Below are 20,148 nucleotides of genomic sequence, written 5' to 3' on the forward strand. Positions count from 1 at the left end.
CGCGGCGGGCGCGGGCCGCGCGGGCCGGCCCGCGCGCTATCGCACGTCGCGGCGCAGCGGCACGGCGACCGCGACCACCGCGGCGATCGCGGCGTAGCCGAGCAGCACGAGGGCGCCGACCGCGGGCGAGGTCGCGATGGGCATCGAGATCGGGATCTGCTCGCCGATGGCCTCGCTGAGGAACGTGAAGTCGGTCAGGGCCGCCGTCGCGCCGCCGGGGAGGAACGGATGGATGACGTTGACGCCCGGGATCAGCAGCAGCACGTGCTCGAGGAAGTAGAAGTAGCCGAGCACGATGCCGACCGCGAGCAGCTGGTTGCGGGCGAGCGCGCCGATCGCGACACCGAGCACCGAGTAGACCGCGGCGGCGAGTGCGAGCTGCGCGAGCATCACGGCGAGCGCGCCCGCGGGCACGCCGAGTTCGACCCCGCGCAGCGCGGCCGCCGTGACGAGGGCCGTCGCCGTTCCGATGGCGGCGACGGCACCGTAGGCGAGTCCGAGCCCGCCGAACACGAGCAGCTTCGCGACGAGCACCCGGCCTCGCCGCGGAACCGTCAGGAACGTCGTGCCGATCGTGCGGTGGCGGTACTCGCCGGTCACGGCGACCGTGCCGATGAGCGCGGGCACGAACAGCAGCAGTCCGCCCATGCCGACGACGAGGCCGACGCCCTCGGCGCTCTCGATGCCCGGCAGCGGCGGGGTCGAGTTTCCGGGGCCGACGAGCGCGAGCAGCGCGGTGAAGCCGAAGCCGCAGCCGAGCGCCGTGAGCAGGGCGGCGAGCGGCAGTCGGGTCGCGAGCAGTTTGGCGAGTTCGCCTCGGACGAGCGCGATCACGGGTGCACCTCCATGGTTCGGGCGAGGAAGGCCGCCTCGAGGCTCGAGGCGGAGTCGGTGAAGTCGGCGAGCGGGCCCGACCAGGCGACGCGACCCCGGTCGATGAGCACGAGGTCGTCGATCCCGTGCTGGAGTTCGGTGAGGACGTGGCTCGAGAGCAGCACGGTGCCGCCGCGGGCCGCGAAGTCGCGGAGGAACTCGCGCAGCCACACGATGCCCGCGGGGTCGAGACCGTTCGAGGGCTCGTCGAGCACGAGCACCGACGGATCGCCGAGCAGTGCCGTCGCGAGCGCGAGGCGCCGTCGCATGCCGGTCGAGTACCCGCGGATGCGGCGATCCAGATACTCGCCGATGCCCGTCGTCGCGGCGACCTCGTCGACCCGGGCGAGCGGGTGGCCGCCGAGCGCGGCGTACGCCCGCAGGTGGCCGCGGCCGGTCATGGCGGGGTGCGCGCCGGCGGCGTCGAGCACCGCCCCCACCGTGCCGCTCGGGTCGGAGAGCTCCCGGTAGGGGGCGCCGCCGATTCGCGCGGTTCCCGCATCGGACCGGGTCAGCCCGAGCAGCATGGCGAGCGTCGTCGACTTGCCTGCGCCGTTCGGGCCGAGGAACCCGGTGACGCGCCCGGGTTCGGCGCGGAAGCTCGCGTCGCGCACGGCCGCGACGTCGCCGAAGCGCTTCGACAGCCCGGCGACCTCGATCGCGGTGGAGTTCATGGGGACACCCTTCGGTGGGATACTTCGTTCAGGTATTGAGAATGTTCTCATCGTGAGAATAATGGGAAGGGCACCCCGTGCGCAAGGTCTCGCCGATCGCCGACGTCGTGATGCACCCCGTCCGGCTGCGGATCATCCAGCAGCTCGGCGACGGCCGCCGGGTCACGACCTCCGACCTGCGGAACGCGCTGCCCGACGTCGCGCAGGCGACGCTCTACCGCCACGTCGCCGCCCTCGTCGACGCCGAGATCATCGCCGTCGTCGACGAGCGGCGCATCCGAGGCGCCGTGGAACGCACCTTCGCCCTCGGCGAGCGCATGGCCCATGTCGACCACGACGAGCTCAGACAGATGGGCGACCGCGAACTGCAGCAGTCGTTCCTCACCTTCCTCGCCCACCTCGGCGAGGACTTCGATCGCGCCTCAGCCGGCTCCGGCTTCCGCGAGTTCCTCGGCTTCGGACAGGTGCGCCTGCACGTCGGTGTCGACGACCTCGCCCGCATCCAGGCCGGCCTCGGCGAGCTGCTCGCGCCCTACCTGGCCCCGCCCGACGAGTCGGACGCGACGACCGACCGCCGCACGGTCATGCTCTCGACCGTGCTCATGCCCGATCCGGCCGATCAGCCCACCGGCCGATGAGCCCGAGCCGCACCGCTCGCGGCGTCACGAACGCGAAACATCCTCGAAGTACACTCGACAGTCGGCGCGCGCCACCCCGCAGCGCCTCCCCCGCCCGTTTCCCTGCCATAAGCACCCGGAACCCCGAGGATCACCGCGCATGTCCGAACCCATCACCGTCTCGATCCGCCGCGAGGTCGACCCCGCGCACATCGCCGAGGCGACCGCGTGGGTGCAGACGGGCGTCAATCTCGCGAACAAGTACCCGGGCTTCCTCGGCTCGGGCTGGGTGCGCGCGGGCGAGTCGTCGCAGGTCTGGCACATGCTCTACCGCTTCGCGAGCGAAGAGGCCCTCGAGGCCTGGGAGCGGTCGGGCGAGCGCACGTGGTGGCTGTCGATGGGCGAGGGCTTCGTGCGCTCCGAGCGCAGCAAGCGGCGCACCGGCATCGAGGGCTGGTTCGACGATCCGGCCACCGGGTCGATTCCTGCGGCGGATGCCACGGGCGCGCCCCTCGCCGAGGCATCCCCGCCGCCCGCGCCGCCGCGCTGGAAGCAGGCCGTCACCATCTGGCTCGGCTTCTTCCCCGTGAACCTCGCGTTCTCGTACCTCGTGTCACCCGTGCCGGGCTTCGGCGAGCTGCCGATCTGGCTGCGGGCGCTCGTGACGACGCTCATCCTCACGCCGATCATGACCTACTGGGTGCTGCCGTGGGTGACCCGCATGCTGCACCGCTGGCTCACCCCGCGCCCGTAGGGCGACCCGCCGAGCCTCTCCGCGGGACTTCGGCGTCTACCAGGGCATCGGCCGCTCGGGCAGGCGCGCCCCGTCGTCGGGCAGGTGCGGCAGTTCGGCGCCGCCCGCCCTGATGCAGAGCCAGCGCAGCTGCTCGGTGCCGTCGGGCGCGCAGCGCCATGTGCGCGCGACATCCTGGCCGACCCGCACGACGGAGCCGGGGCCGACCTCGACCACCTCGTCGTCGAGCCCCATCTGCCCGCGCCCCGAGAGGAACACGTAGAGCTCCTCGATGCGCGAGTGGGTGTGCCAGTAGCCCGCCTCCTCACCCGGTTCGAGCGCGTTCGCGGTGAGGCCGATGTACTGCATGGCGAGATCGTGGTCGACGACCCGCCGACCGTCGCGCGAGCTGTCGGGGCGGAAACCGCCGTGGTGCGCGCGCCACTCGTCGAGCGCGCCGATCTCGAGAACCTCGTAAGCCGTCATGCCGCCACGCTATCGGCCGTTGCGAGCCCACGACCCGCAGAGAACCGCCCTTCCCCGTCGACATCCGGACACGTTCGGCGATTCGGCGGGGCGGGCACCGCGCGCCCCGCCGCCAATCGCCGAAAACCGCTCTTCCCCGCACCGCTTCCAGCACTTTTCGGCGACTCGGCAGGGCGGGCACCGCGCGCCCCGCGGCCAATCGCCAAAACCCGCTCTTCCCTGCACCGTTTCCAGCACTTTCTGGCGACTGGGTGGATGAGGCGAGACGAGACGAGACAGGACTGGACGAGACGGAGCGGGGCGCGACGGGACCGGACGGGACGGCCCCGGCTCAGCGGGCGGCACCGATGCGACGCGACAGCTCGCCCGCCGCGGCGCGCACGGCGGCGGCGATCTCGTCGGCGCGCGCCGAGGCATCCGAGTCGGCCCGGTAGGTGATCGCGATCGCGGCGGCCGGCCACCCCACGTGGTCGAGCACCGCGACGCCGACCGAGGCGAGCCCTTCGGTGACCTCGCCGTCTTCGCCGGCCCAGCCGGCCTCGCGCACCCCGTGCAGCACCTGCTTCAGCAGCGAGTACCGCCACTTTCCGGATGCCTCGGGGTCGCCGCGCCACGCGAACGCGGCGCGGTCGGGGTAGAGCGCGCGCAGCTGGGCGGGCGGCAGCGCGGCGAGCATCGCGCGTCCCGTCGCCGTGAGGTGGGCCGGAAGCCGTACGCCGACGTCGGTCACGAGCGAAGGACGGCGGGGCGCGCGTTCCTCGACGAGGTAGAGCACGTCGCGTCCGTGCAGCACGGCGAGATGGCCGCTCTCGCCGATGCGGTCGACGAGGCCCGCGACGAGCGGTCCGCCGAGGCGTGCCAACGGCTGCTGGCGGCTGAATCCGCTCGAGAGCTCGAACGCCGAGATGCCGAGGCCGTAGCGCCGGTCCTCGGGCAGGTGCACGACGAAGCCGCGCTCCTGCATGACGGCGAGCAGGTGGTAGACGGTCGACCGCGGCAGTTCGAGCGCCTGCGCGATGGTCGCGGCGGGCACGGGGCCGCGCTGCGCGGCGAGATGCGCGAGGATCGCGAGCGTCTGATCGGCAGCGGGCACCTTCGACCGCTGCGCAGCCTCGCCGGTCATGGGCGCATCGAGTCGGCGCGTGCGGTCGCCCTGCGGCCTCGGTTGCGACATCTGCTGCCATCTCGATCGGGATTCGGTGGCACCACTGTACGCCGATCTGGCATCCCAGACGGTTGGCGCGTCGAATCACCCCCGCGGGAGGCATCCGCGCGGTGGAATGTCAGACATGAGCAGCAACGCGACCTCGACCCCCACTGCCGTCACCGTCGGCATCGCCGGCCTGAGCATCGACGACGTCGTCGCGGTGGCCCGCCATGGGGCATCCGTCGTGCTCGACGGAGCCGCCCTCGAGGCGGTGTCCGCGAGCCGGGCGATCATCGACGCCCTCGCCGCCGACCCGCACCCGCACTACGGCATCTCGACCGGGTTCGGCGCCCTCGCCACGACCTTCATCGCCGACGACCGCCGTGCCCAGCTGCAGGCGAGCCTCGTGCGCTCGCACGCCGCCGGCTCGGGCGCCGAGGTCGAGCGCGAGGTCGTGCGCGCCCTCATGCTGCTGCGCCTCTCGACCCTGATGACCGGCCGCACCGGCGTGCGCCGCGAGACCGCCGAGACGTACGCCGCGATCCTCAACGCGGGCATCACGCCCGTCGTGCGCGAATACGGCTCACTCGGCTGCTCGGGCGACCTCGCCCCGCTCGCCCACTGCGCGCTCGCGGCGATGGGCGAGGGCGAGGTGCGCGACGCCACGGGCGAGTTCATGGATGCCTCGTCGGCGCTCTCTGCGGCCGGCATCGCGCCGCTCCACCTCGGCGAGAAGGAGGGCCTCGCCCTCATCAACGGCACCGACGGCATGCTCGGCATGCTCGCCCTCGCGATCGACGACCTGCGCCTGCTGCTCACGACCGCCGACATCTCGGCCGCGATGAGCGTCGAGGGCCTGATGGGCACCGACGCGGTCTTCGCCGCAGACCTCCACGAGCTGCGGCCGCAGCGCGGGCAGGCCCGCTCGGCATCGAACCTGCGGCGCCTCCTCGCCGAATCGCCCATCGTGCACTCGCACAAGGGCCCCGAGGACGGCCGGGTGCAGGACGCCTACTCGCTGCGCTGCTCCCCCCAGGTGCACGGCGCCGCGCGCGACACCCTGGCCCACGCGATCTCGGTCGCCGAGGCCGAGCTCGCGAGCGCGATCGACAACCCCGTGCTCACGAAGGACGGCCGGGTCGAGTCGAACGGCAACTTCCACGGGGCGCCGGTCGCGTACGTGCTCGACTTCCTCGCGATCGCTGCGACCGACGTCGCCTCGATGAGCGAGCGGCGCACCGACCGGTTCCTCGACCGGGCGCGCAACCAGGGCCTGCCGCCATTCCTCGCGCACGAGGTCGGCGTCGACTCGGGCCTCATGATCGCCCAGTACACCGCCGCGGGCATCGTCTCGGAGATGAAGCGCCTCGCCGTGCCTGCCTCGGTCGACTCGATCCCCTCCTCGGCCATGCAGGAGGACCACGTGTCGATGGGATGGGCCGCCGCCCGGAAGCTCCGCCGCTCGATCGACGGCCTCGCGCGCGTGCTCGCGATCGAGGTCATGACGGCCGCCCGCGGTCTCGCGCTCCGCGCCCCGCTCGAACCCGGAGTCCCGACCGGCGCGGTCGTCGCGCTCACCGAGTCGCTCGGCGCCGGCCCGGGCCCAGACCGCCACCTCTCGCCCGAGATCGAGGCGATTACGGCCGCCGTGCTGTCGGGCGAGGTCGCCGCACGTGCGGCGGCGCACCTCGGCACGCTCGACTGAGCCTCCGCCGACCGGTCTCGGCTGCGATCTCCGCGGAATCGAGGGGCGGCTCGCGCAGCGGGCCGCCCCTCGATCGTCGTCGTCCGGAGTCGCCGTCGACCCCCGTCGGCTCCCCCGAAGAGGGCACGATCGCGACTGATCGGGATGTTGTGCCTCGCACACGCGGATGCAAGACTGAGGTACGTCGGCCCGAAAGCCCGGCAACCCGAACGGAATCAGATGCCGCACCGCTTCAGACTCACCGCGAGAGAACCCTTCCGAGCGCGACGCGCCCGGCCGAGTGGAACTGCGGTCGCGGCCGCCGCGATCGCGGTGCTGATCGGCATGAGCGTGGTTCCGCCCGCCGTGGCCGAAGAGACGGCTCCGGTCGAAGCGACCGACACGGCGACGAGCGAGTCGACGACCACCGAACCGGCGCCGACCGACCCCGCGGCCGCCGAAGAGACGCCCTCGGAGGAGCCGGCGCCGAGCGAGGAGCCGACGCCGACGGAGGAGCCCACGCCGACGCCCGAGCCGACTCCGACGCCCGAGCCCACGCCCACGCCGACTCCGACGCCCACCCCGACTCCGACTCCAACGCCCACCCCGACGCCCACCCCGACCCCGACGCCCACCCCGACGCCGACGCCCACTCCGACCCCGGCGCCGGGAACCCCACCGCCCGCTCCGCAACCGACCGCGGCTCCCCGCGCTCCGGTGGTGCTCGTCGGAGACGGTCCGTTCGCCCGCATCTCGACGTCGACCGACTCGAACGTCGGCCCGCTGCTGCAGGCACGGGCGCGACTCGACCGCGCGGTCGCCGCGCTGCGCGACGCGGAGGCCGAGCTCGAGGCCGTGAGGTCGACGCGCGAGGTCGCCCGCGGCATCGCGGAGCGCATGCAGTCGCTCGCCGACGACGCCCGCCATGACGCCGAGGTGGCGGCGGCGGGCTACCTCGCCGCCTCGAAGGGCGGCAACGCCTCCCTCAACTCCATGGGCGCCGCATTCGGCTCCGGCCGCGACCTGCTCGCCGGGCTCGGCGGCGTGGCGCGGATCTCGGACATCGCCGGCGATGCCGAGCAGCTGCTCGAGATCACCGCGAAGCGCGACGCCGAGGCCGATGCGGCCGAGGCCCGTGCCGAAGAGGCCTGGGCGGCGGTCGACGAGATCGACGTCGACGCCGCCGAAGAGCGGGTCGCCGACGCCGAGCGCGCGGTGAGCAAGGCCCGCTCGGCCCTGTCCGGGCTGAAGACGCGCGTCGCGTCGACCAGCGTCGCCTTCCTCGACACGCTTCCGCAGGACTCCGGGCAGCTGAGCGACCAGGGTTGGTCGACGCCCGTCGAGAACGGCGACCTCACCGACGGCTTCGGACCGCGGCCCAACAAGCCGCTGCCCGAGGTCAACGACTTCCACCGCGGCACCGACCTCGCCGCGGGCTGCCGCACCCCGGTGTTCGCCGCGACCGGCGGCACCGTCGTCGAGGCCCGCGCGAACGGGTCGTACGGCAACTGGATCCTCATCGACCACGGTTCGGGCGTCTCGACCGGATACGCGCACCTCATCGACGGCGGCATCCTGGTCGCCCCCGGCCAGAAGGTCTCGGCCGGCGAACTCATCGGTGCGGTCGGCTCGACGGGCGCCTCGACCGGCTGCCACCTGCACTACGAGGTGCGCATCGACGGCTCGGCGATCGACGCCATTCCGTTCATGGCCGCGCGCGGCATCAAGCTCGGCTGAGGCGGCCGAGTCGGGCTTCGTCGAACCCGGTGCCGCCACCCTGGGGCCGAGCCCGATCGCGCGATTCCTGCCGCTGAAGATCGATGCCGCACGCGACAGCGCCAACTCGAGAGCGTTCCTGTTCGAGCTGTGCCAGTTCCGCCTCACGATGAGGCGGAACTGGCACAGCTCGAAATCGATCCCGTACCACGCACGACGCGGGAAGCGCGGCGAGACGACTCGCCTTCGCAACCACGACGACGCATGACCACGAACTCGAGTTCTGGGATCCCAGACGGCCACCACGCGGCATCCGTTGTCGCCGACGAGCGCGTGCGCGAGCATCGAAGCATGACCGACGCACCCACCGCAGTCCCCGCCGGCCCGCGCACCGTTCGCGCGGCCCGCGGCACCGAGCTCACCGCGAAGAGCTGGCAGACCGAGGCGCCGCTGCGCATGCTCATGAACAACCTCGACCCCGAGGTCGCCGAGCACCCCGAAGACCTCGTCGTCTACGGCGGCACCGGCAAGGCCGCCCGCAACTGGGAGTCGTTCGACGCGATCACGAAGACGCTCGAGCGCCTCGAGGCCGACGAGACCCTGCTCGTGCAGTCGGGCAAGCCGGTCGGCGTGTTCCGCACGAACGTGTGGGCGCCGCGCGTGCTCATCGCCAACTCGAACCTCGTCGGCGACTGGGCGACGTGGCCCGAGTTCCGCAAGCTCGAGGCCGAGGGGCTCATGATGTACGGCCAGATGACGGCCGGCTCGTGGATCTACATCGGCTCGCAGGGCATCCTGCAGGGCACCTACGAGACCTTCGCCGCGGTGGGCCGCAAGCTCATCGCCGAGGGCCGCGCCGACGGCGGCGTCGGCGAGGGCCGCGAGCACGAGGGTCCGCTCGCCGGAACCCTCACCCTGACCGGCGGCTGCGGCGGCATGGGCGGCGCGCAGCCGCTCGCCGTCACCCTCAACGACGGCGCCTGCCTCGTCGTCGACGTCGACGAGACGCGCCTGCAGCGCCGCGTCGGCAAGCGCTACCTCGACGAGGTCGAGACCGACCTCGACGCCGCGATCGCGAAGGTGCTGCAGGCCAAGGCCGAACGCCGCGGCTGGTCGGTGGGCGTCGTCGGCAACGCCGCAGAGGTGTTCCCCGAGCTCCTGCGCCGCCACCGCGCCGGCGAGCTGACGGTCGACGTCGTCACCGACCAGACGAGCGCGCACGACCCGCTCGCGTACCTCCCCGTGGGCATCACGGTCGCCGGGTGGAAGCAGGCCGCGCAGGACGACCCAGAGGGCTTCACGCAGAAGGCGCAGAAGTCGATGGCGCGCCACGTGCAGGCCATGGTCGAGTTCCAGGACGCGGGCGCCGAGGTGTTCGACTACGGCAACTCGATCCGCGACGAGGCGCGCAAGGGCGGCTACGACCGTGCCTTCGAGTTCCCGGGCTTCGTTCCGGCGTACATCCGTCCGCTCTTCTGCGAGGGCCTCGGCCCGTTCCGCTGGGTCGCCCTCTCGGGCGACCCCGAGGACATCCGCGTCACCGACGAGGCCATCAAGGAGCTCTTCCCCGAGAAGACGCACCTGCACAAGTGGCTCGACGCCGCCGCCGAGCGCGTCGAGTTCGAGGGTCTGCCCGCGCGCATCTGCTGGCTCGGCTACGGCGAGCGCCACCGGGCGGGACTGCGGTTCAACGAGCTCGTCGCCGAGGGCAAGCTCAAGGCGCCGATCGTGATCGGCCGCGACCACCTCGACTCGGGCAGCGTCGCGAGCCCGTACCGCGAGACCGAGGCCATGAAGGACGGCTCCGACGCGATCGCCGACTGGCCGCTCCTGAACGCGCTCACGGCGGCCTCGTCCGGCGCGACCTGGGTGTCGATCCACCACGGCGGCGGCGTCGGCATCGGCCGCTCGATCCATGCGGGCCAGGTCTCGGTCGCCGACGGCACCGAGCTCGCCGCCGCGAAGCTCACCGCGCTGCTCACGAACGACCCCGGCATGGGCGTGATCCGTCATGTCGACGCGGGCTACGAGCGGGCGATCGAGGTGGCGCGCGAGCGCGGCGTCGACGTGCCGATGCTCGAGGGCTGAGCCACTCCTTCCACCCCGACGATCGAAAGGCGAACCGGATGCCTCGCGCCACCCTCATCACGAACATCGGCGAGCTCGTCACGAACGACGAGCAGCCCGGCCGCGACGGCGGCCTGCTCGGCATCGTGCGCGACGCCGCGGTGCTGATCGACGACGGCCTCGTGACGTGGGTCGGCCGGGCGGCCGACGCGCCCGCGCAGACCGCCGACGCCGGCGTCGAGCTGCTCGACGCCGGCGGCCGTGCGGTCATCCCCGGATTCGTCGACAGCCACACCCACCTGGTGTTCGGCGGCGATCGCGCCGAGGAGTTCGCCGCACGCATGGCCGGCAACCGCTACGAGGCTGGCGGCATCCGTTCGACCGTCGCCGCGACGCGTGCCGCCACCGACGACGAGCTGCGCGCGCGTCTCGCGGGGTTCGTCGCCGAGCTGCACGCGCAGGGCACGACGACCTTCGAGATCAAGTCGGGCTACGGCCTGAGCGTCGCCGACGAGCAGCGCCTCGTGCGCCTCGCCCGCGAGGTGACCGAGGAGGTCACCTTCCTCGGCGCGCACGTCGTGCCGTTCGAGTTCCGCGAGGATCCCCGCTTCGACCGCGACCAGGCCGCGGCGGGCGACGCCTACGTCGACGTGGTGATCGGCGAGATGCTCGCCGCCTGCGCGCCGTACTCGCGCTGGGTCGACGCCTTCTGCGAGCGCGGCGCGTTCACCGCCGAGCAGTCGCGCCGGGTGCTCGAGGCCGGCGCCGCTGCAGGTCTCGGCGTGCGCGTGCACGGCAACCAGCTCGGCGAGGGCGAGGGCGTGCGCCTCGCGGTCGAGCTCGGCGCCGCCTCGGTCGACCACTGCACCTTCCTGAGCGAGGCGGATGTCGCGGCGCTCGCCTCATCCGACACCGTCGCGACGCTCCTGCCGGGCGTCGAGTTCTCGACCCGCCAGCCCTACCCCGACGCGCGCCGACTGATCGACGCGGGCGTCACCGTGGCGCTCGCGAGCGACTGCAACCCGGGGTCGAGCTTCACGAGTTCGATGCCGTTCTGCATCGCGGTGGCCGTGCGCGACATGGGCATGACCCCGGCCGAGGCGCTGTGGGCGTCGACGGCGGGCGGGGCGCTGGCAATGCGGCGCGGTGACGTCGGCGCGATCCGCCCGGGCCTGCGCGCCGACCTCGTCGAGCTCGACGCCCCGAGCCACCTGCACCTGGCCTACCGCCCCGGGGTGCCGCTCGTTCGCCGCGTCATCGTGGGCGGCGTGGCACGGGCGTAGCCGCGCCCGGCCGCGCGCCGCGCGGCCTGCGTCGCCGCCCCGCCGAGGTGTACGCTGCGGGCATGAGCGGATGGCGGCATCCGGAGCCTGCGACATGCTGAGCGGCGCGCTGGTCACCCTCGCACCGGTGCGCGAAGGCGAGCTCGACGCGTTCTGCGCCGCGCATGTCGACATCCGTACGCGGGGTGCGTACTTCCCGCTCGGCGTCGTCTCCGAATCGGTGCTGCGCGCGCGGTTCGCGAAGAACGGGTTCTGGGAACGCGAAGAGGGCACGCTGCTCATCCACGATCGGGGCGGGCGGATCGTCGGCCACATCGAGTTCTTCACGCCCGTGAACTACTGGGACGCATTCGAGCTCTCGTACCAGCTCTACGGCGACGCCCACGCGGGCCACGGGTACACGACCGAAGCGGTGCAACTGCTCGTCGACTACCTCTTCGCCTCCAAGAAGCAGCACCGCATCCAACTCGTGATCGTGCCCGAGAACGCGGCGAGCAGGCGGGTCGCCGAGAAATGCGGATTCGCCTACGAGGGGCGGCTGCGCGGCGCATTCTTCAACGGCGGGACGAACCACGACGTCGACCTCTTCGGGCTGGTCCGCTCCGACCCGAGGCCCTGGCATCCGCTCGAGAGCTGACTCGGCGTCGCGTCAGCCCTTCGGGGTGTCGACCCCGACGAGCTCGCCCGTGCCCTCGACGAGCTCGGCCCACGCGTCGACGCCGACGCGGCACTCGACGACGGCGCAGGTCGGCAGCTCGACCCACTCGCCGGTGAGCTCGCCGACGGCGTCGCTCATGCCGGGATTGTGGCCCACGAGCATGGCGACGTCGAGCGCGTCGTCGAGGCCGGCGGCGACGGCGAGGATGCTCCGATCCGAGGCCGCGTAGAGCTTCCGCTCTTCAACGACGTGATCGTCGCCGATGCCGAGGGTGCGCGCCAGGAGCCGCGCGGTGCTGCGTGCCCGCACGGCCGTGCTCGTCACGATGCGATCGGGCCGAACCCCCCGTTCGGCGAGTCGACGGCCCATCGCCGGAGCGTCGCGCAGGCCGCGGTCGTTGAGCGGGCGGTCGTGATCGTCGAGCAGCGGATCGCCCCAGTCCGACTTCGCGTGGCGCACGAGGTAGAGCGTCTTCATGGGCCCAGCGTGGCACTCCCGCTCGCGACCCGCCAGTCCCCGTGCAGCTGGCTCACCCATCTCGTTCCTGGGGTCGTTTTCCGACGGCTGGATGCCTCGAGGCATCCGATTCTGTCGGAGAACGACCCCCGGAGTGAGCGAGCAGCGCGAAGCAGGCTCCTCAGCGCGCGGCGACTCCCGCCAGGAACTCGAGCACGCAGAGCGCAGCGAGCCGCACCGTGCGCCCGTCGGGGGCATCGGCGCTCGCGTCGACCTCGGCGAGGTCGGCACTCACGACCCGGGCGTCGCCCCCGGCGGCTCGGACGAGGGCGCGGAGCTCCCACGCGGCGAGCCCGCCGGGCATCGAGGCGGGGCATCCCGGCACGACCGCGCGGTCGCACGCGTCGACGTCGATGTCGAGGTGCACGGGGCCGCCGGCGCCTCCCGCGATCTCGAGCGCCTCGGCCATGACCTCGGCGGGGCGACGGCCGTGCAGCTCGTCGCGGTGGATCACGGTGATGCCGAGCCGGGCGGCGCGGCGGGCGTACTCGGCCGAGTTGGCGAAGTCGGCGATGCCGATCTGCACGATGCGGCGGGGGTCGAGACCGGCCTCGACGAGACGGCGCACGGGCGAGCCGTTCGAGACGCCGTCGCGCAGGTCGTAGTGGGCGTCGATCGTGACGAGTCCCGCGGTCGCGAGCCGGTCGCCGTAGGCGCCGAGCGCCGTCGCGACCGTGAGCGAGTTGTCGCCGCCGAGTGCCATGACGGTCTCGGCGCGCTCGAGCAGCTCTGCGACCCGCGCACGTGTGCGGGCCTCGCCCTCGGGGCCGTCGGGCTCGACGATGTCGCCCGCGTCGACGACGAGATGCTCGCCGAGGTCGATCGCGTCGGCCCGGCCGGCACGATCGGGCACGAGCGCCGGGCTGTACCGCCGCAACGCCTGCCGAATTGCCGCAGGCGTCGTGTGCGCTTCGGTCGGCGAGAGCGAGGTGCGCCAGGCGGGCACGCCGAGCAGGGCGAGCGCGGCGGATGCCTCGGAGCCGAGCGTCTCGGGCGCAGGCCAGCCGCCCGCTCGGGGCCAGAGGGGATCATGCGAGAGTGCGACGTCGGCCATGCCCCAACGCTAGCGAGCCGGACCGCATTCGGCCCCGGCATCCCGCTCGCATACTGTCTGCGATGCCAGACCCCGCGGCTTCTGCAGGAGAATTGACGTGAGACGCCCTCTCAGACCACCATGGCGCCTATTTTCCTGCAGAAGCCCGGCTCAGACGCCATCGGCGACGGCGAGCGCGGCGACGAGCTCGCGCTCGCGCTCCGCACCGAGCCCGGCACCGCGCGGGCGCTCGAGGCCCTGCTCGCGCTCCCACGCGAGCAGGTCGGACAGGGTCTCGACGACGGGACGCGGCGCGAAGCCCTCGGCGCGCGCCGCCGCGTTCGAGCGATCCTGGAAGGCCGCCCACGACGGATCGACGATCCAGAGCGGCAACGAGTCGGGGCCGGACCATTCGGCGACGCCCTGGTCGATCAGCCACTCGGGTGCGGCGAGTCGAACCTCACGGTCGTGCCCGCCGACGGCGCGCGCGAGCGCGAGGAACGCACCGAAGGTCGACCGGTCGCCGACGGCGTTGAACGCCCCGGTGAGCCGGCACTCGACGGCGTCGAGGGTCCACGTCACGAGGTCGCGCACGTCGACGAGCTGGGCTGCGGCGTCGTGGATGTCGGGAACGAGCATCGGCTCATCGCTGCGGGCCGCGCGCGCGACCCAGTACCCGCTGCGGCCCGAGGCGTCGCCCGGGCCGCCGATGAGTCCGGGGCGGATGACGAGCAGCCGATCACCGAGCGCTTCGCGGTAGGCCAGCTCGATCGCCGACTTCGCCTCGCCGTAGCTCTCGGGCGTCGACTCGTCGGATTCGAGCGGGGGCAGGAGATCGGCCGATTCGTCGGCGCCCGGCTCATCGTGGCGGGCGTAGACGTTGCCCGAGGAGATGAAGGTCCAGTGGCGCGCACGCGGGCCGAGCGCTTCGGCGGCGCGCCGGGCGAAGCCCGGCTGCCTGGTCACGTCGATCACCGCGTCCCAGTCGCGGCCCTGCACGGCGTCGTAGGCGCCCGGCTGCGAGCGGTCGCCGACCACGAGCCGCGCACCGGGGGCGACGTCGCCCGCCTCGCCCCGCGCGAGACAGGTCACCTCATGTCCGCGCCGCAGCGCCTCCCGGGCGAGTTCGCGTCCGAGCCATTGGGTGCCGCCGAGAATCAGGATGTCCATCGGGCCATCCCAGCAGACCACGATCGCGTGCGCGAGTGGTGTTCGCCGAGCGCGGATGCGGCATTTCGGAATACCGTGAGGGGGGTCGGAGTTTTCCCCTTGTGAATACCCCAGTGGGGTATTAACCTGAGGCGAGAGACGCAGGAGGCGCGATGAGCACCGGCAAGAACGAGACGCACGCGGGGCACCAACCCGGCGCACACGACCACTCGGGTCACGAGCACTCGGGTCACGACCACTCGGGTCACGAGCACTCGGGTCACGAGCACACTGGCCACGAGCACACTGGCCACGAGCACATGGGTCACACGGCGCACGAGCACGCCGGTCACGACGCGCACACCGAGCGCACGATGACCGCGCATGCACATACGACGGCAGCACCCACCAGCGGCCACGACCCCCACGCCGGCCACGACATGAGCGGCCACGACCCCCACGCCGGCCACGACATGAGCGGCCACGGTGGGCACGGCGGGCACGGCGACCACGTCGGCCAGTTCCGGCGCCTGTTCTGGATCATGCTCGTCATCGCGATCCCGACGATCGCGTTCAGCCCGATGTTCGCGTCGATCCTCGGCTACACACTGCCCGACAACCCGATCATCCCGTGGATCTCGCCGGTGCTCGGCACGGTCATGTACTTCTGGGGCGGCAAGCCGTTCCTCACGGGCGCCTGGTCTGAACTCAAGGCCCGCAAGCCCGGCATGATGCTGCTCATCGGCCTGGCGATCACGGTCGCGTACTTCGCGAGCCTCGGCGCGAGCCTCATGCTGCTCAGCCACCACCTCGACTTCTGGTGGGAGCTCGCACTCCTCATCGTGATCATGCTGCTCGGCCACTGGATCGAGATGCGTTCGATCATGCAGGCCTCGAGTGCGCTCGACGCGCTCGCCGCGCTGCTGCCCGACGAGGCCGAGCGAGCGGTCGACGGCCCCGACGGCGCACCCGTCACCGAGACCGTCTCCCCCTCGGAGCTGACGGTCGGCGACCTCGTGGTCGTGCGCCCGGGCGGTCGCGTGCCGGCCGACGGCGAGGTCGTCGAGGGCACCGCCGCCATGGACGAGTCGATGATCACGGGCGAGTCGGTCGCCGTCGGGCGCGGCCCGGGCGACCAGGTCGTCGCGGGCACCGTCGCGACCGACACCGCGATCCGCGTGCGGGTCGGCGCCGTCGGCGACGACACGGCGCTCGCCGGCATCCAGCGGCTGGTCGCCCAGGCGCAGGCCTCGAGTTCGCGCGCACAGCGCCTCGCCGATCGCGCAGCCGGATGGCTCTTCTGGTTCGCCCTCGGCGCCGCCGTCATCACGGCCATCGCCTGGACGCTGCTCGGCGACCCCGACGACGCCGTCGTGCGCACCATCACCGTGCTCGTGATCGCCTGCCCCCACGCCTTGGGCCTCGCCATTCCGCTCGTCGTCTCGATCGCGACCGAGCGGGCCGCCCGCGGCGGCGTGCTCGTGACCGACCGCCTCGCCCTCGAGACGATGCGCACGGTCGGCGCGGTGCTGTTCGACAAGACGGGCACCCTCACGAAGGGCGAGCCGGCGGTCACGGATGCCGCGGCGGCACCCGGTTTCGACCTCGACGCCGTGCTGGCCGACGCAGCCTCCGCCGAGGCCGACAGCGAGCACCCGCTCGCGAAGGCCATCGTCGCCGATGCGGCGCACCGCGGCCTCGCGCTTCGCGGCGCGACCGAATTCGAGGCGTCCGCGGCGATCGGCGTCCGGGCGAAGGTCGGCGACCGCATCGTGCAGGTGGGCGGCCCCGGCCTGCTCGCTCGCGAGGGACTCGACCCGCTCGAGGCATCCACCGCCTGGGCCGAAGCCGGCGCGACCGTGCTGCACGTCGTCATCGACGGCAGCGTCGCCGGGGCGATCGCCCTGGCCGACGAGGTCCGGCCCGAGTCGCGCGAGGCGGTCGACGCGCTGCACGCGCTCGGCGTGCAGGTCGTGATGATCACCGGCGACGCCGAACCCGTGGCGCGCACCGTCGCGGCCGAGCTCGGCATCGACCGGGTGTACGCGGGCGTGCGCCCCGAAGACAAGGCCGCGAAGGTGCAGGAGCTGCAGCACGAGGGCCTGAGCGTCGCGATGGTCGGCGACGGCGTCAACGACGCTCCGGCGCTCGCGCAGGCCGACGTCGGCATCGCGATCGGCGCCGGAACCGACGTCGCGATCGCCTCGGCCGGCGTGATCCTCGCCTCGAGCGACCCCCGCTCGGTGATCTCGGTGATCGAGCTCTCGCGGGCGAGCTACCGCAAGATGAGCCAGAACCTCTGGTGGGCGGCCGGCTACAACCTCGTGTCGGTCCCCCTCGCGGCGGGCATCCTCGCGCCCATCGGCTTCGTGATGCCGATGTCGGTCGGGGCGATCCTGATGAGCCTGTCGACGGTCATCGTCGCGGCGAACGCGCAGCTGCTGCGTCGCCTCGACCTGCGACCCGAGGCATCCACCCGGGCGGTGCTCGAGCGCTCGCGCTGAGCCGCCGGCTCGCCGCGCCGCCTCCCTACCCGGGGAGGCGGCGCGGCCACGCCGCCCACTCCTGACGCGGACCGTGCGACCCGGAACCGCCCCCTTCGCTCGACGCCCGCGCGGTGCGGAACGAAGCCCAGCCACCGGATGCCTCGGCGAAACCGCCCGTCACGACGGCATCGACGTGCTCGCGTAGCGACTCGACCACGTCGGCGAGATGCTCGTCGCAGGCGTCGCATCCGCAGAACGGCGACAGCAGTCTCGTGAACCCGCCGCATCCGACGACGAGGCCGGGAAACGAGGTGAGGCCGATCGTGATGGTCGCGGCGCCATCACGACGCGGGCGCAGCTGAACCGCGCGCATGACCTCGACCCCCTCGGTGAGCCATGAATCGAGCGAGGGCTCGTCGTCGCGTTCGACGTCGAACTCAGCCTCGAGATCGTCGGCCAGCGCGAGCCCGAAGGCGTGAAGCGGACGGTAGCGCTCGGTGTCGCCGACCCTGCTGTACGCCTCGGTCGGCGGGCCGCCGTCGCCCCATCGATACGACTCCGGCGGGAGGTCGTCGACGCCCGGCGAGGCGCCGCGTCGCGGCACTTCCAACGCACGGTCGGGCTCGGTCATCGTCAGCACCTCCACCTGGATCCTCCCAGCGCGACGCGAGCGGGCGCCACCGCTGTGCGACCCGATTCCTCAGCTGAACTCGAGCAGCCGCTCGATCATGATGATGCGCCGGGCCGCCTCGATGAGCGCGAGGTGCGAGAACGCCTGCGGAAAGTTGCCGAGGTGCTGCCCCGTCTCGGTGTCGAGCTCCTCGGCGAGCAGGCCCAGCGGCGAGGCGATGCGCAGCAGCTTCTCCATGAGGGCGTGCGCCCGCGCACCCTCGCCGATGATGGTCAGCGCCGAGACGAGCCAGAACGAGCAGATGAGGAACGTGCCCTCGCGCCCCGACAGGCCGTCGTCGGTCTCCTCCGTGCGGTACCGGAGCACGAAGCCGTCCGCCGTCAGCTCGTCGGCGATCGCCAGCACCGTGGCACGAAGCCGCTCGTCGTCGGGCGGGAGGAACCCGTAGATCGCCGCGAGGAGCGCCGAGGCATCCAGTGCGTCGGTGCCGTAGTGCTGGCGCAGCACGCCGCGTTCGCTCACGCCTTCGGCCAGGATGTCGGCGGCGATCTCGTCGGCGACCCCGCGCCATCGGGTCGTCTCGTCGTCGGCGCCGACGAGCTGCGCGAGCTTCGACGCCCGGTCGAGCGCGACCCAGCACATGATCTTCGACGACACGTAGTGCTGCGGTTCGCCCCTGGCCTCCCAGATGCCCTGGTCGGGCTCGCGCCAGGCGGCCGCCGCGCACTCGGCCTGCGATCGGATGACCGGCCAGAGCGTGCGCGGCACCCGCTGGCTGCGGCGGGCGTGCATGAGGATCGCGTCGAGCACCGCCCCGTACAGGTCGTTCTGCCGCTGGGCGAACGCGCCGTTGCCGATGCGCACGGGGCGTGCGCCCCGGTATCCCGTCAGATGGTCGAGCGTCGTCTCGGTGAGGTCGCGGCGCCCGTCGATGCCGTACATGATCTGCAGCGACCCGTCGTCGTTCGCCTCGAGTCCGGCGAGGAACTCGACGAACTCGTCGGCCTCCCAATCGAGGTCGAGGTAGTGCAGCGCCTGCACCGTGAACGACGAGTCACGGATCCAGTTGTAGCGGTAGTCCCAGTTGCGCTCCCCGCCCGGCGTCTCGGGCAGCGAGGTGGTGAGGGCTGCGACGGTCGCTCCGGTTGGCATGTAGGTGAGGCCCTTGATCGTGAGCGCCGAGCGCTCGAGCGCCTCGCGCCACGGGTGATCCGGGATCGTCGCGTCGGCGAGCCAGTCGCGCCAGTACGCGACGGTCGTGTCGAGCTCGCCTTCGGCCTCGTCGAACGTGGCCGGCCCGGCGAGGTCGTCGGCCCATGACAGCGAGCAGAAGGCCCGCTCACCGGCGCGGAGCGTGTGCCGAGCACGCACGTGGCCGCCCTGGACTCCCAGCGGGAGATCCGATCGCAGCCGCAGCGCGATGCCGCCGCCGCTCGCCGTCGCGGTGAGCAGATCGACCGCGTCCCAGTCCGCCTCGATCCTGCCGTAGTCGAACACCGGTTCGCAGAGGAGTTCCATCTCGACATGACCGTCGAGGCAGGTCACGGTGCGCACCAGGCAGTGCGCGGCGTCGTCGTCGGTCGGCGCGCGGGTGTGGGGCGTGGTGCTGTCGGGCTCGGACCGCGGCAGGATCGTGAGCGCGTCGCGCACCTCGGCCCAGCCGGTCGGCGTCTTCCACGTCGTGACGAGCACGTTGGTGCCGGGTTCGTACGCGCGGGCCGACGGGGCGTTGACGTCGAACGGCCCGAAGCGGAAGTACCCGGCCTGCCGGTCGAGGATCGTGGCGAAGACGCTCGGCGCGTCGAACCGCGGCGGGCAGAGCCACGCGATCGCGCCGTCGGGTGCGACGAGGGCGCCGGTGTGGCAGTCGGAGAGCAACGCGAAGGAGGCGATCGGCGGGAACGGCGACCTCGCGACGGCACCCTGCATCTGCGGCGCCCGACCCCCGCTCACGAGGCCTCCGGCGAGAGCTCGCGGGCCCGGCGGAGCAGTGCGCGCAGGGCCGGCTCGTCGAGGTCGGCGAGCGAGCCGAACGTCACCGCCGCCGAGCCGACCTTCACCCGGCCGAGTTCGGCGGCGTGCCGCCGAACGAGGTACTCTCCGCCGTCTGCGGCATTCACGTAGAGGCTCAGGTGCCGCTGCTGGGCGGCGAGTCCGACGAGGAACCACTCGACCGAAGCCCCCCTCGGTCGCGGCTGCGAGATGCCGCCGTAACCGACGATGCGCTGGTCGGTGCCGCCCCACATGGGGCCCGTCCAGAGCACCCGTTCGAGACCGGCGAGCTCGTTCGAGATGATCCGGTCGAGCGCCCGCAGGTCGTCGCCGCGAGGACCCTCGACCGAGGCGAGGAAGTCGTCGACGTCGAGGTCGCTGCGTTCCATGGGCCCTCCGGTAT

The 20,148-nt window shown here is 72.6% G+C and carries 18 protein-coding genes; 8 read left to right on the forward strand and 10 right to left on the reverse strand.

The annotated features are described in order from the left end of the window. Positions 1–36: 36 nt before the first annotated feature. Both GQQ93_RS17625 and GQQ93_RS17630 read right to left on the reverse strand, forming a co-directional pair. Positions 37–834, reverse strand: a complete 798-nt coding sequence (locus GQQ93_RS17625) for an ABC transporter permease (RefSeq protein WP_157425564.1) — start codon at positions 832–834, stop codon at positions 37–39. Further along, complete coding sequence (locus tag GQQ93_RS17630) at positions 831–1,547, reverse strand: ABC transporter ATP-binding protein (RefSeq protein WP_157425565.1); 717 nt, start codon at positions 1,545–1,547, stop codon at positions 831–833. Before GQQ93_RS17630 ends, GQQ93_RS17625 begins: the two co-directional genes overlap by 4 nt. A gap of 77 nt (positions 1,548–1,624) precedes the next feature. Here GQQ93_RS17630 and GQQ93_RS17635 point away from each other — a divergent pair, with 77 nt between their 5' ends. Together GQQ93_RS17635 and GQQ93_RS17640 are read left to right on the forward strand one after the other, a co-directional pair. Beyond that, a complete protein-coding gene (locus GQQ93_RS17635; RefSeq protein WP_157425566.1) occupies positions 1,625–2,185 on the forward strand; it encodes a helix-turn-helix domain-containing protein in 561 nt (186 codons plus the stop codon). A 139-nt stretch (positions 2,186–2,324) separates the two neighbouring features. Continuing rightward, the gene (locus tag GQQ93_RS17640) at positions 2,325–2,918 is read left to right on the forward strand and encodes an antibiotic biosynthesis monooxygenase (RefSeq protein WP_157425567.1); all 594 of its coding nucleotides are present in this window, start codon (positions 2,325–2,327) and stop codon (positions 2,916–2,918) included. 36 nt (positions 2,919–2,954) lie between these two features. Here GQQ93_RS17640 and GQQ93_RS17645 read toward each other — a convergent pair whose 3' ends face one another. After that, a complete protein-coding gene (locus GQQ93_RS17645; RefSeq protein ID WP_157425568.1) occupies positions 2,955–3,383 on the reverse strand; it encodes a cupin domain-containing protein in 429 nt (142 codons plus the stop codon). Positions 3,384–3,714: 331 nt separating this feature from the next. Continuing rightward, complete coding sequence (locus GQQ93_RS17650; RefSeq protein WP_157425584.1) at positions 3,715–4,506, reverse strand: IclR family transcriptional regulator; 792 nt, start codon at positions 4,504–4,506, stop codon at positions 3,715–3,717. Positions 4,507–4,672: 166 nt separating this feature from the next. On the opposite strand from GQQ93_RS17650, the gene hutH reads away from it, so the two are divergent. The 5 genes from hutH to GQQ93_RS17675 all read left to right on the forward strand — a co-directional run bounded on the left by hutH (position 4,673) and on the right by GQQ93_RS17675 (position 11,917). Next, entirely contained in the window at positions 4,673–6,235 is a 1,563-nt protein-coding gene (hutH, locus tag GQQ93_RS17655) for a histidine ammonia-lyase (RefSeq protein WP_157425569.1), read from the forward strand. A gap of 324 nt (positions 6,236–6,559) precedes the next feature. Continuing rightward, a complete protein-coding gene (locus GQQ93_RS17660; RefSeq protein WP_157425570.1) occupies positions 6,560–7,951 on the forward strand; it encodes a M23 family metallopeptidase in 1,392 nt (463 codons plus the stop codon). Positions 7,952–8,281: 330 nt separating this feature from the next. Further along, the gene (locus GQQ93_RS17665) at positions 8,282–10,018 is read left to right on the forward strand and encodes a urocanate hydratase (protein ID WP_157425571.1); all 1,737 of its coding nucleotides are present in this window, start codon (positions 8,282–8,284) and stop codon (positions 10,016–10,018) included. A gap of 38 nt (positions 10,019–10,056) precedes the next feature. Then, complete coding sequence (gene hutI, locus GQQ93_RS17670) at positions 10,057–11,280, forward strand: imidazolonepropionase (protein ID WP_157425572.1); 1,224 nt, start codon at positions 10,057–10,059, stop codon at positions 11,278–11,280. A gap of 70 nt (positions 11,281–11,350) precedes the next feature. Then, positions 11,351–11,917 carry a GNAT family N-acetyltransferase gene (locus tag GQQ93_RS17675; RefSeq protein WP_157425573.1) on the forward strand — a complete coding sequence of 189 codons (567 nt, stop codon included), beginning with the start codon at positions 11,351–11,353 and terminating at the stop codon, positions 11,915–11,917. A gap of 12 nt (positions 11,918–11,929) precedes the next feature. On the opposite strand, the gene GQQ93_RS17680 is transcribed toward GQQ93_RS17675, so the two are convergent. From GQQ93_RS17680 to GQQ93_RS17690, 3 genes are all read right to left on the reverse strand, one after another. Beyond that, on the reverse strand, positions 11,930–12,415 hold the full coding sequence (locus GQQ93_RS17680) for a SixA phosphatase family protein (protein WP_170296236.1): 486 nt from the start codon (positions 12,413–12,415) through the stop codon (positions 11,930–11,932). A 160-nt stretch (positions 12,416–12,575) separates the two neighbouring features. After that, complete coding sequence (locus tag GQQ93_RS17685; protein ID WP_157425575.1) at positions 12,576–13,508, reverse strand: arginase family protein; 933 nt, start codon at positions 13,506–13,508, stop codon at positions 12,576–12,578. Between the two features lie 150 nt (positions 13,509–13,658). Beyond that, positions 13,659–14,657, reverse strand: a complete 999-nt coding sequence (locus GQQ93_RS17690) for an NAD-dependent epimerase/dehydratase family protein (RefSeq protein WP_157425576.1) — start codon at positions 14,655–14,657, stop codon at positions 13,659–13,661. A 299-nt stretch (positions 14,658–14,956) separates the two neighbouring features. On the opposite strand from GQQ93_RS17690, the gene GQQ93_RS17695 reads away from it, so the two are divergent. Continuing rightward, on the forward strand, positions 14,957–17,140 hold the full coding sequence (locus GQQ93_RS17695; protein ID WP_157425585.1) for a copper-translocating P-type ATPase: 2,184 nt from the start codon (positions 14,957–14,959) through the stop codon (positions 17,138–17,140). A gap of 25 nt (positions 17,141–17,165) precedes the next feature. Here the strand turns inward: GQQ93_RS17695 and GQQ93_RS17700 are convergent, their stop codons facing one another. From GQQ93_RS17700 to GQQ93_RS17710, 3 genes are all read right to left on the reverse strand, one after another. Continuing rightward, complete coding sequence (locus tag GQQ93_RS17700) at positions 17,166–17,753, reverse strand: DUF6226 family protein (RefSeq protein WP_157425577.1); 588 nt, start codon at positions 17,751–17,753, stop codon at positions 17,166–17,168. Positions 17,754–17,822: 69 nt separating this feature from the next. Further along, positions 17,823–19,706 carry a glycoside hydrolase family 15 protein gene (locus tag GQQ93_RS17705; protein ID WP_212277386.1) on the reverse strand — a complete coding sequence of 628 codons (1,884 nt, stop codon included), beginning with the start codon at positions 19,704–19,706 and terminating at the stop codon, positions 17,823–17,825. Continuing rightward, positions 19,703–20,134 (reverse strand): DUF1801 domain-containing protein, encoded by a 432-nt coding sequence (locus tag GQQ93_RS17710; RefSeq protein WP_157425578.1) that lies wholly within the window; start codon positions 20,132–20,134, stop codon positions 19,703–19,705. Before GQQ93_RS17710 ends, GQQ93_RS17705 begins: the two co-directional genes overlap by 4 nt. Positions 20,135–20,148 lie beyond the last annotated feature (14 nt).

It is taken from the genome of Agromyces lapidis (genome assembly GCF_009749405.1).
Taxonomy (GTDB): Bacteria; Actinomycetota; Actinomycetes; order Actinomycetales; family Microbacteriaceae; genus Agromyces; species Agromyces lapidis.

Excerpts from the sequence above, each read along its gene's own strand:
- GQQ93_RS17630 (WP_157425565.1), bottom strand. The coding sequence starts at position 1,547 with ATGAACTCCACCGCGATCGAGGTCGCCGGGCTGTCGAAGCGCTTCGGC.
- GQQ93_RS17640 (WP_157425567.1), top strand. The coding sequence starts at position 2,325 with ATGTCCGAACCCATCACCGTCTCGATCCGCCGCGAGGTCGACCCCGCG.
- GQQ93_RS17645 (WP_157425568.1), bottom strand. The coding sequence starts at position 3,383 with ATGACGGCTTACGAGGTTCTCGAGATCGGCGCGCTCGACGAGTGGCGC.
- GQQ93_RS17650 (WP_157425584.1), bottom strand. The coding sequence starts at position 4,506 with ATGACCGGCGAGGCTGCGCAGCGGTCGAAGGTGCCCGCTGCCGATCAG.
- hutH (WP_157425569.1), top strand. The coding sequence starts at position 4,673 with ATGAGCAGCAACGCGACCTCGACCCCCACTGCCGTCACCGTCGGCATC.
- GQQ93_RS17660 (WP_157425570.1), top strand. The coding sequence starts at position 6,560 with ATGAGCGTGGTTCCGCCCGCCGTGGCCGAAGAGACGGCTCCGGTCGAA.
- GQQ93_RS17665 (WP_157425571.1), top strand. The coding sequence starts at position 8,282 with ATGACCGACGCACCCACCGCAGTCCCCGCCGGCCCGCGCACCGTTCGC.
- hutI (WP_157425572.1), top strand. The coding sequence starts at position 10,057 with ATGCCTCGCGCCACCCTCATCACGAACATCGGCGAGCTCGTCACGAAC.
- GQQ93_RS17675 (WP_157425573.1), top strand. The coding sequence starts at position 11,351 with ATGGCGGCATCCGGAGCCTGCGACATGCTGAGCGGCGCGCTGGTCACC.
- GQQ93_RS17680 (WP_170296236.1), bottom strand. The coding sequence starts at position 12,415 with ATGAAGACGCTCTACCTCGTGCGCCACGCGAAGTCGGACTGGGGCGAT.
- GQQ93_RS17685 (WP_157425575.1), bottom strand. The coding sequence starts at position 13,508 with ATGGCCGACGTCGCACTCTCGCATGATCCCCTCTGGCCCCGAGCGGGC.
- GQQ93_RS17690 (WP_157425576.1), bottom strand. The coding sequence starts at position 14,657 with ATGGACATCCTGATTCTCGGCGGCACCCAATGGCTCGGACGCGAACTC.
- GQQ93_RS17695 (WP_157425585.1), top strand. The coding sequence starts at position 14,957 with ATGGGTCACACGGCGCACGAGCACGCCGGTCACGACGCGCACACCGAG.
- GQQ93_RS17700 (WP_157425577.1), bottom strand. The coding sequence starts at position 17,753 with ATGACCGAGCCCGACCGTGCGTTGGAAGTGCCGCGACGCGGCGCCTCG.
- GQQ93_RS17710 (WP_157425578.1), bottom strand. The coding sequence starts at position 20,134 with ATGGAACGCAGCGACCTCGACGTCGACGACTTCCTCGCCTCGGTCGAG.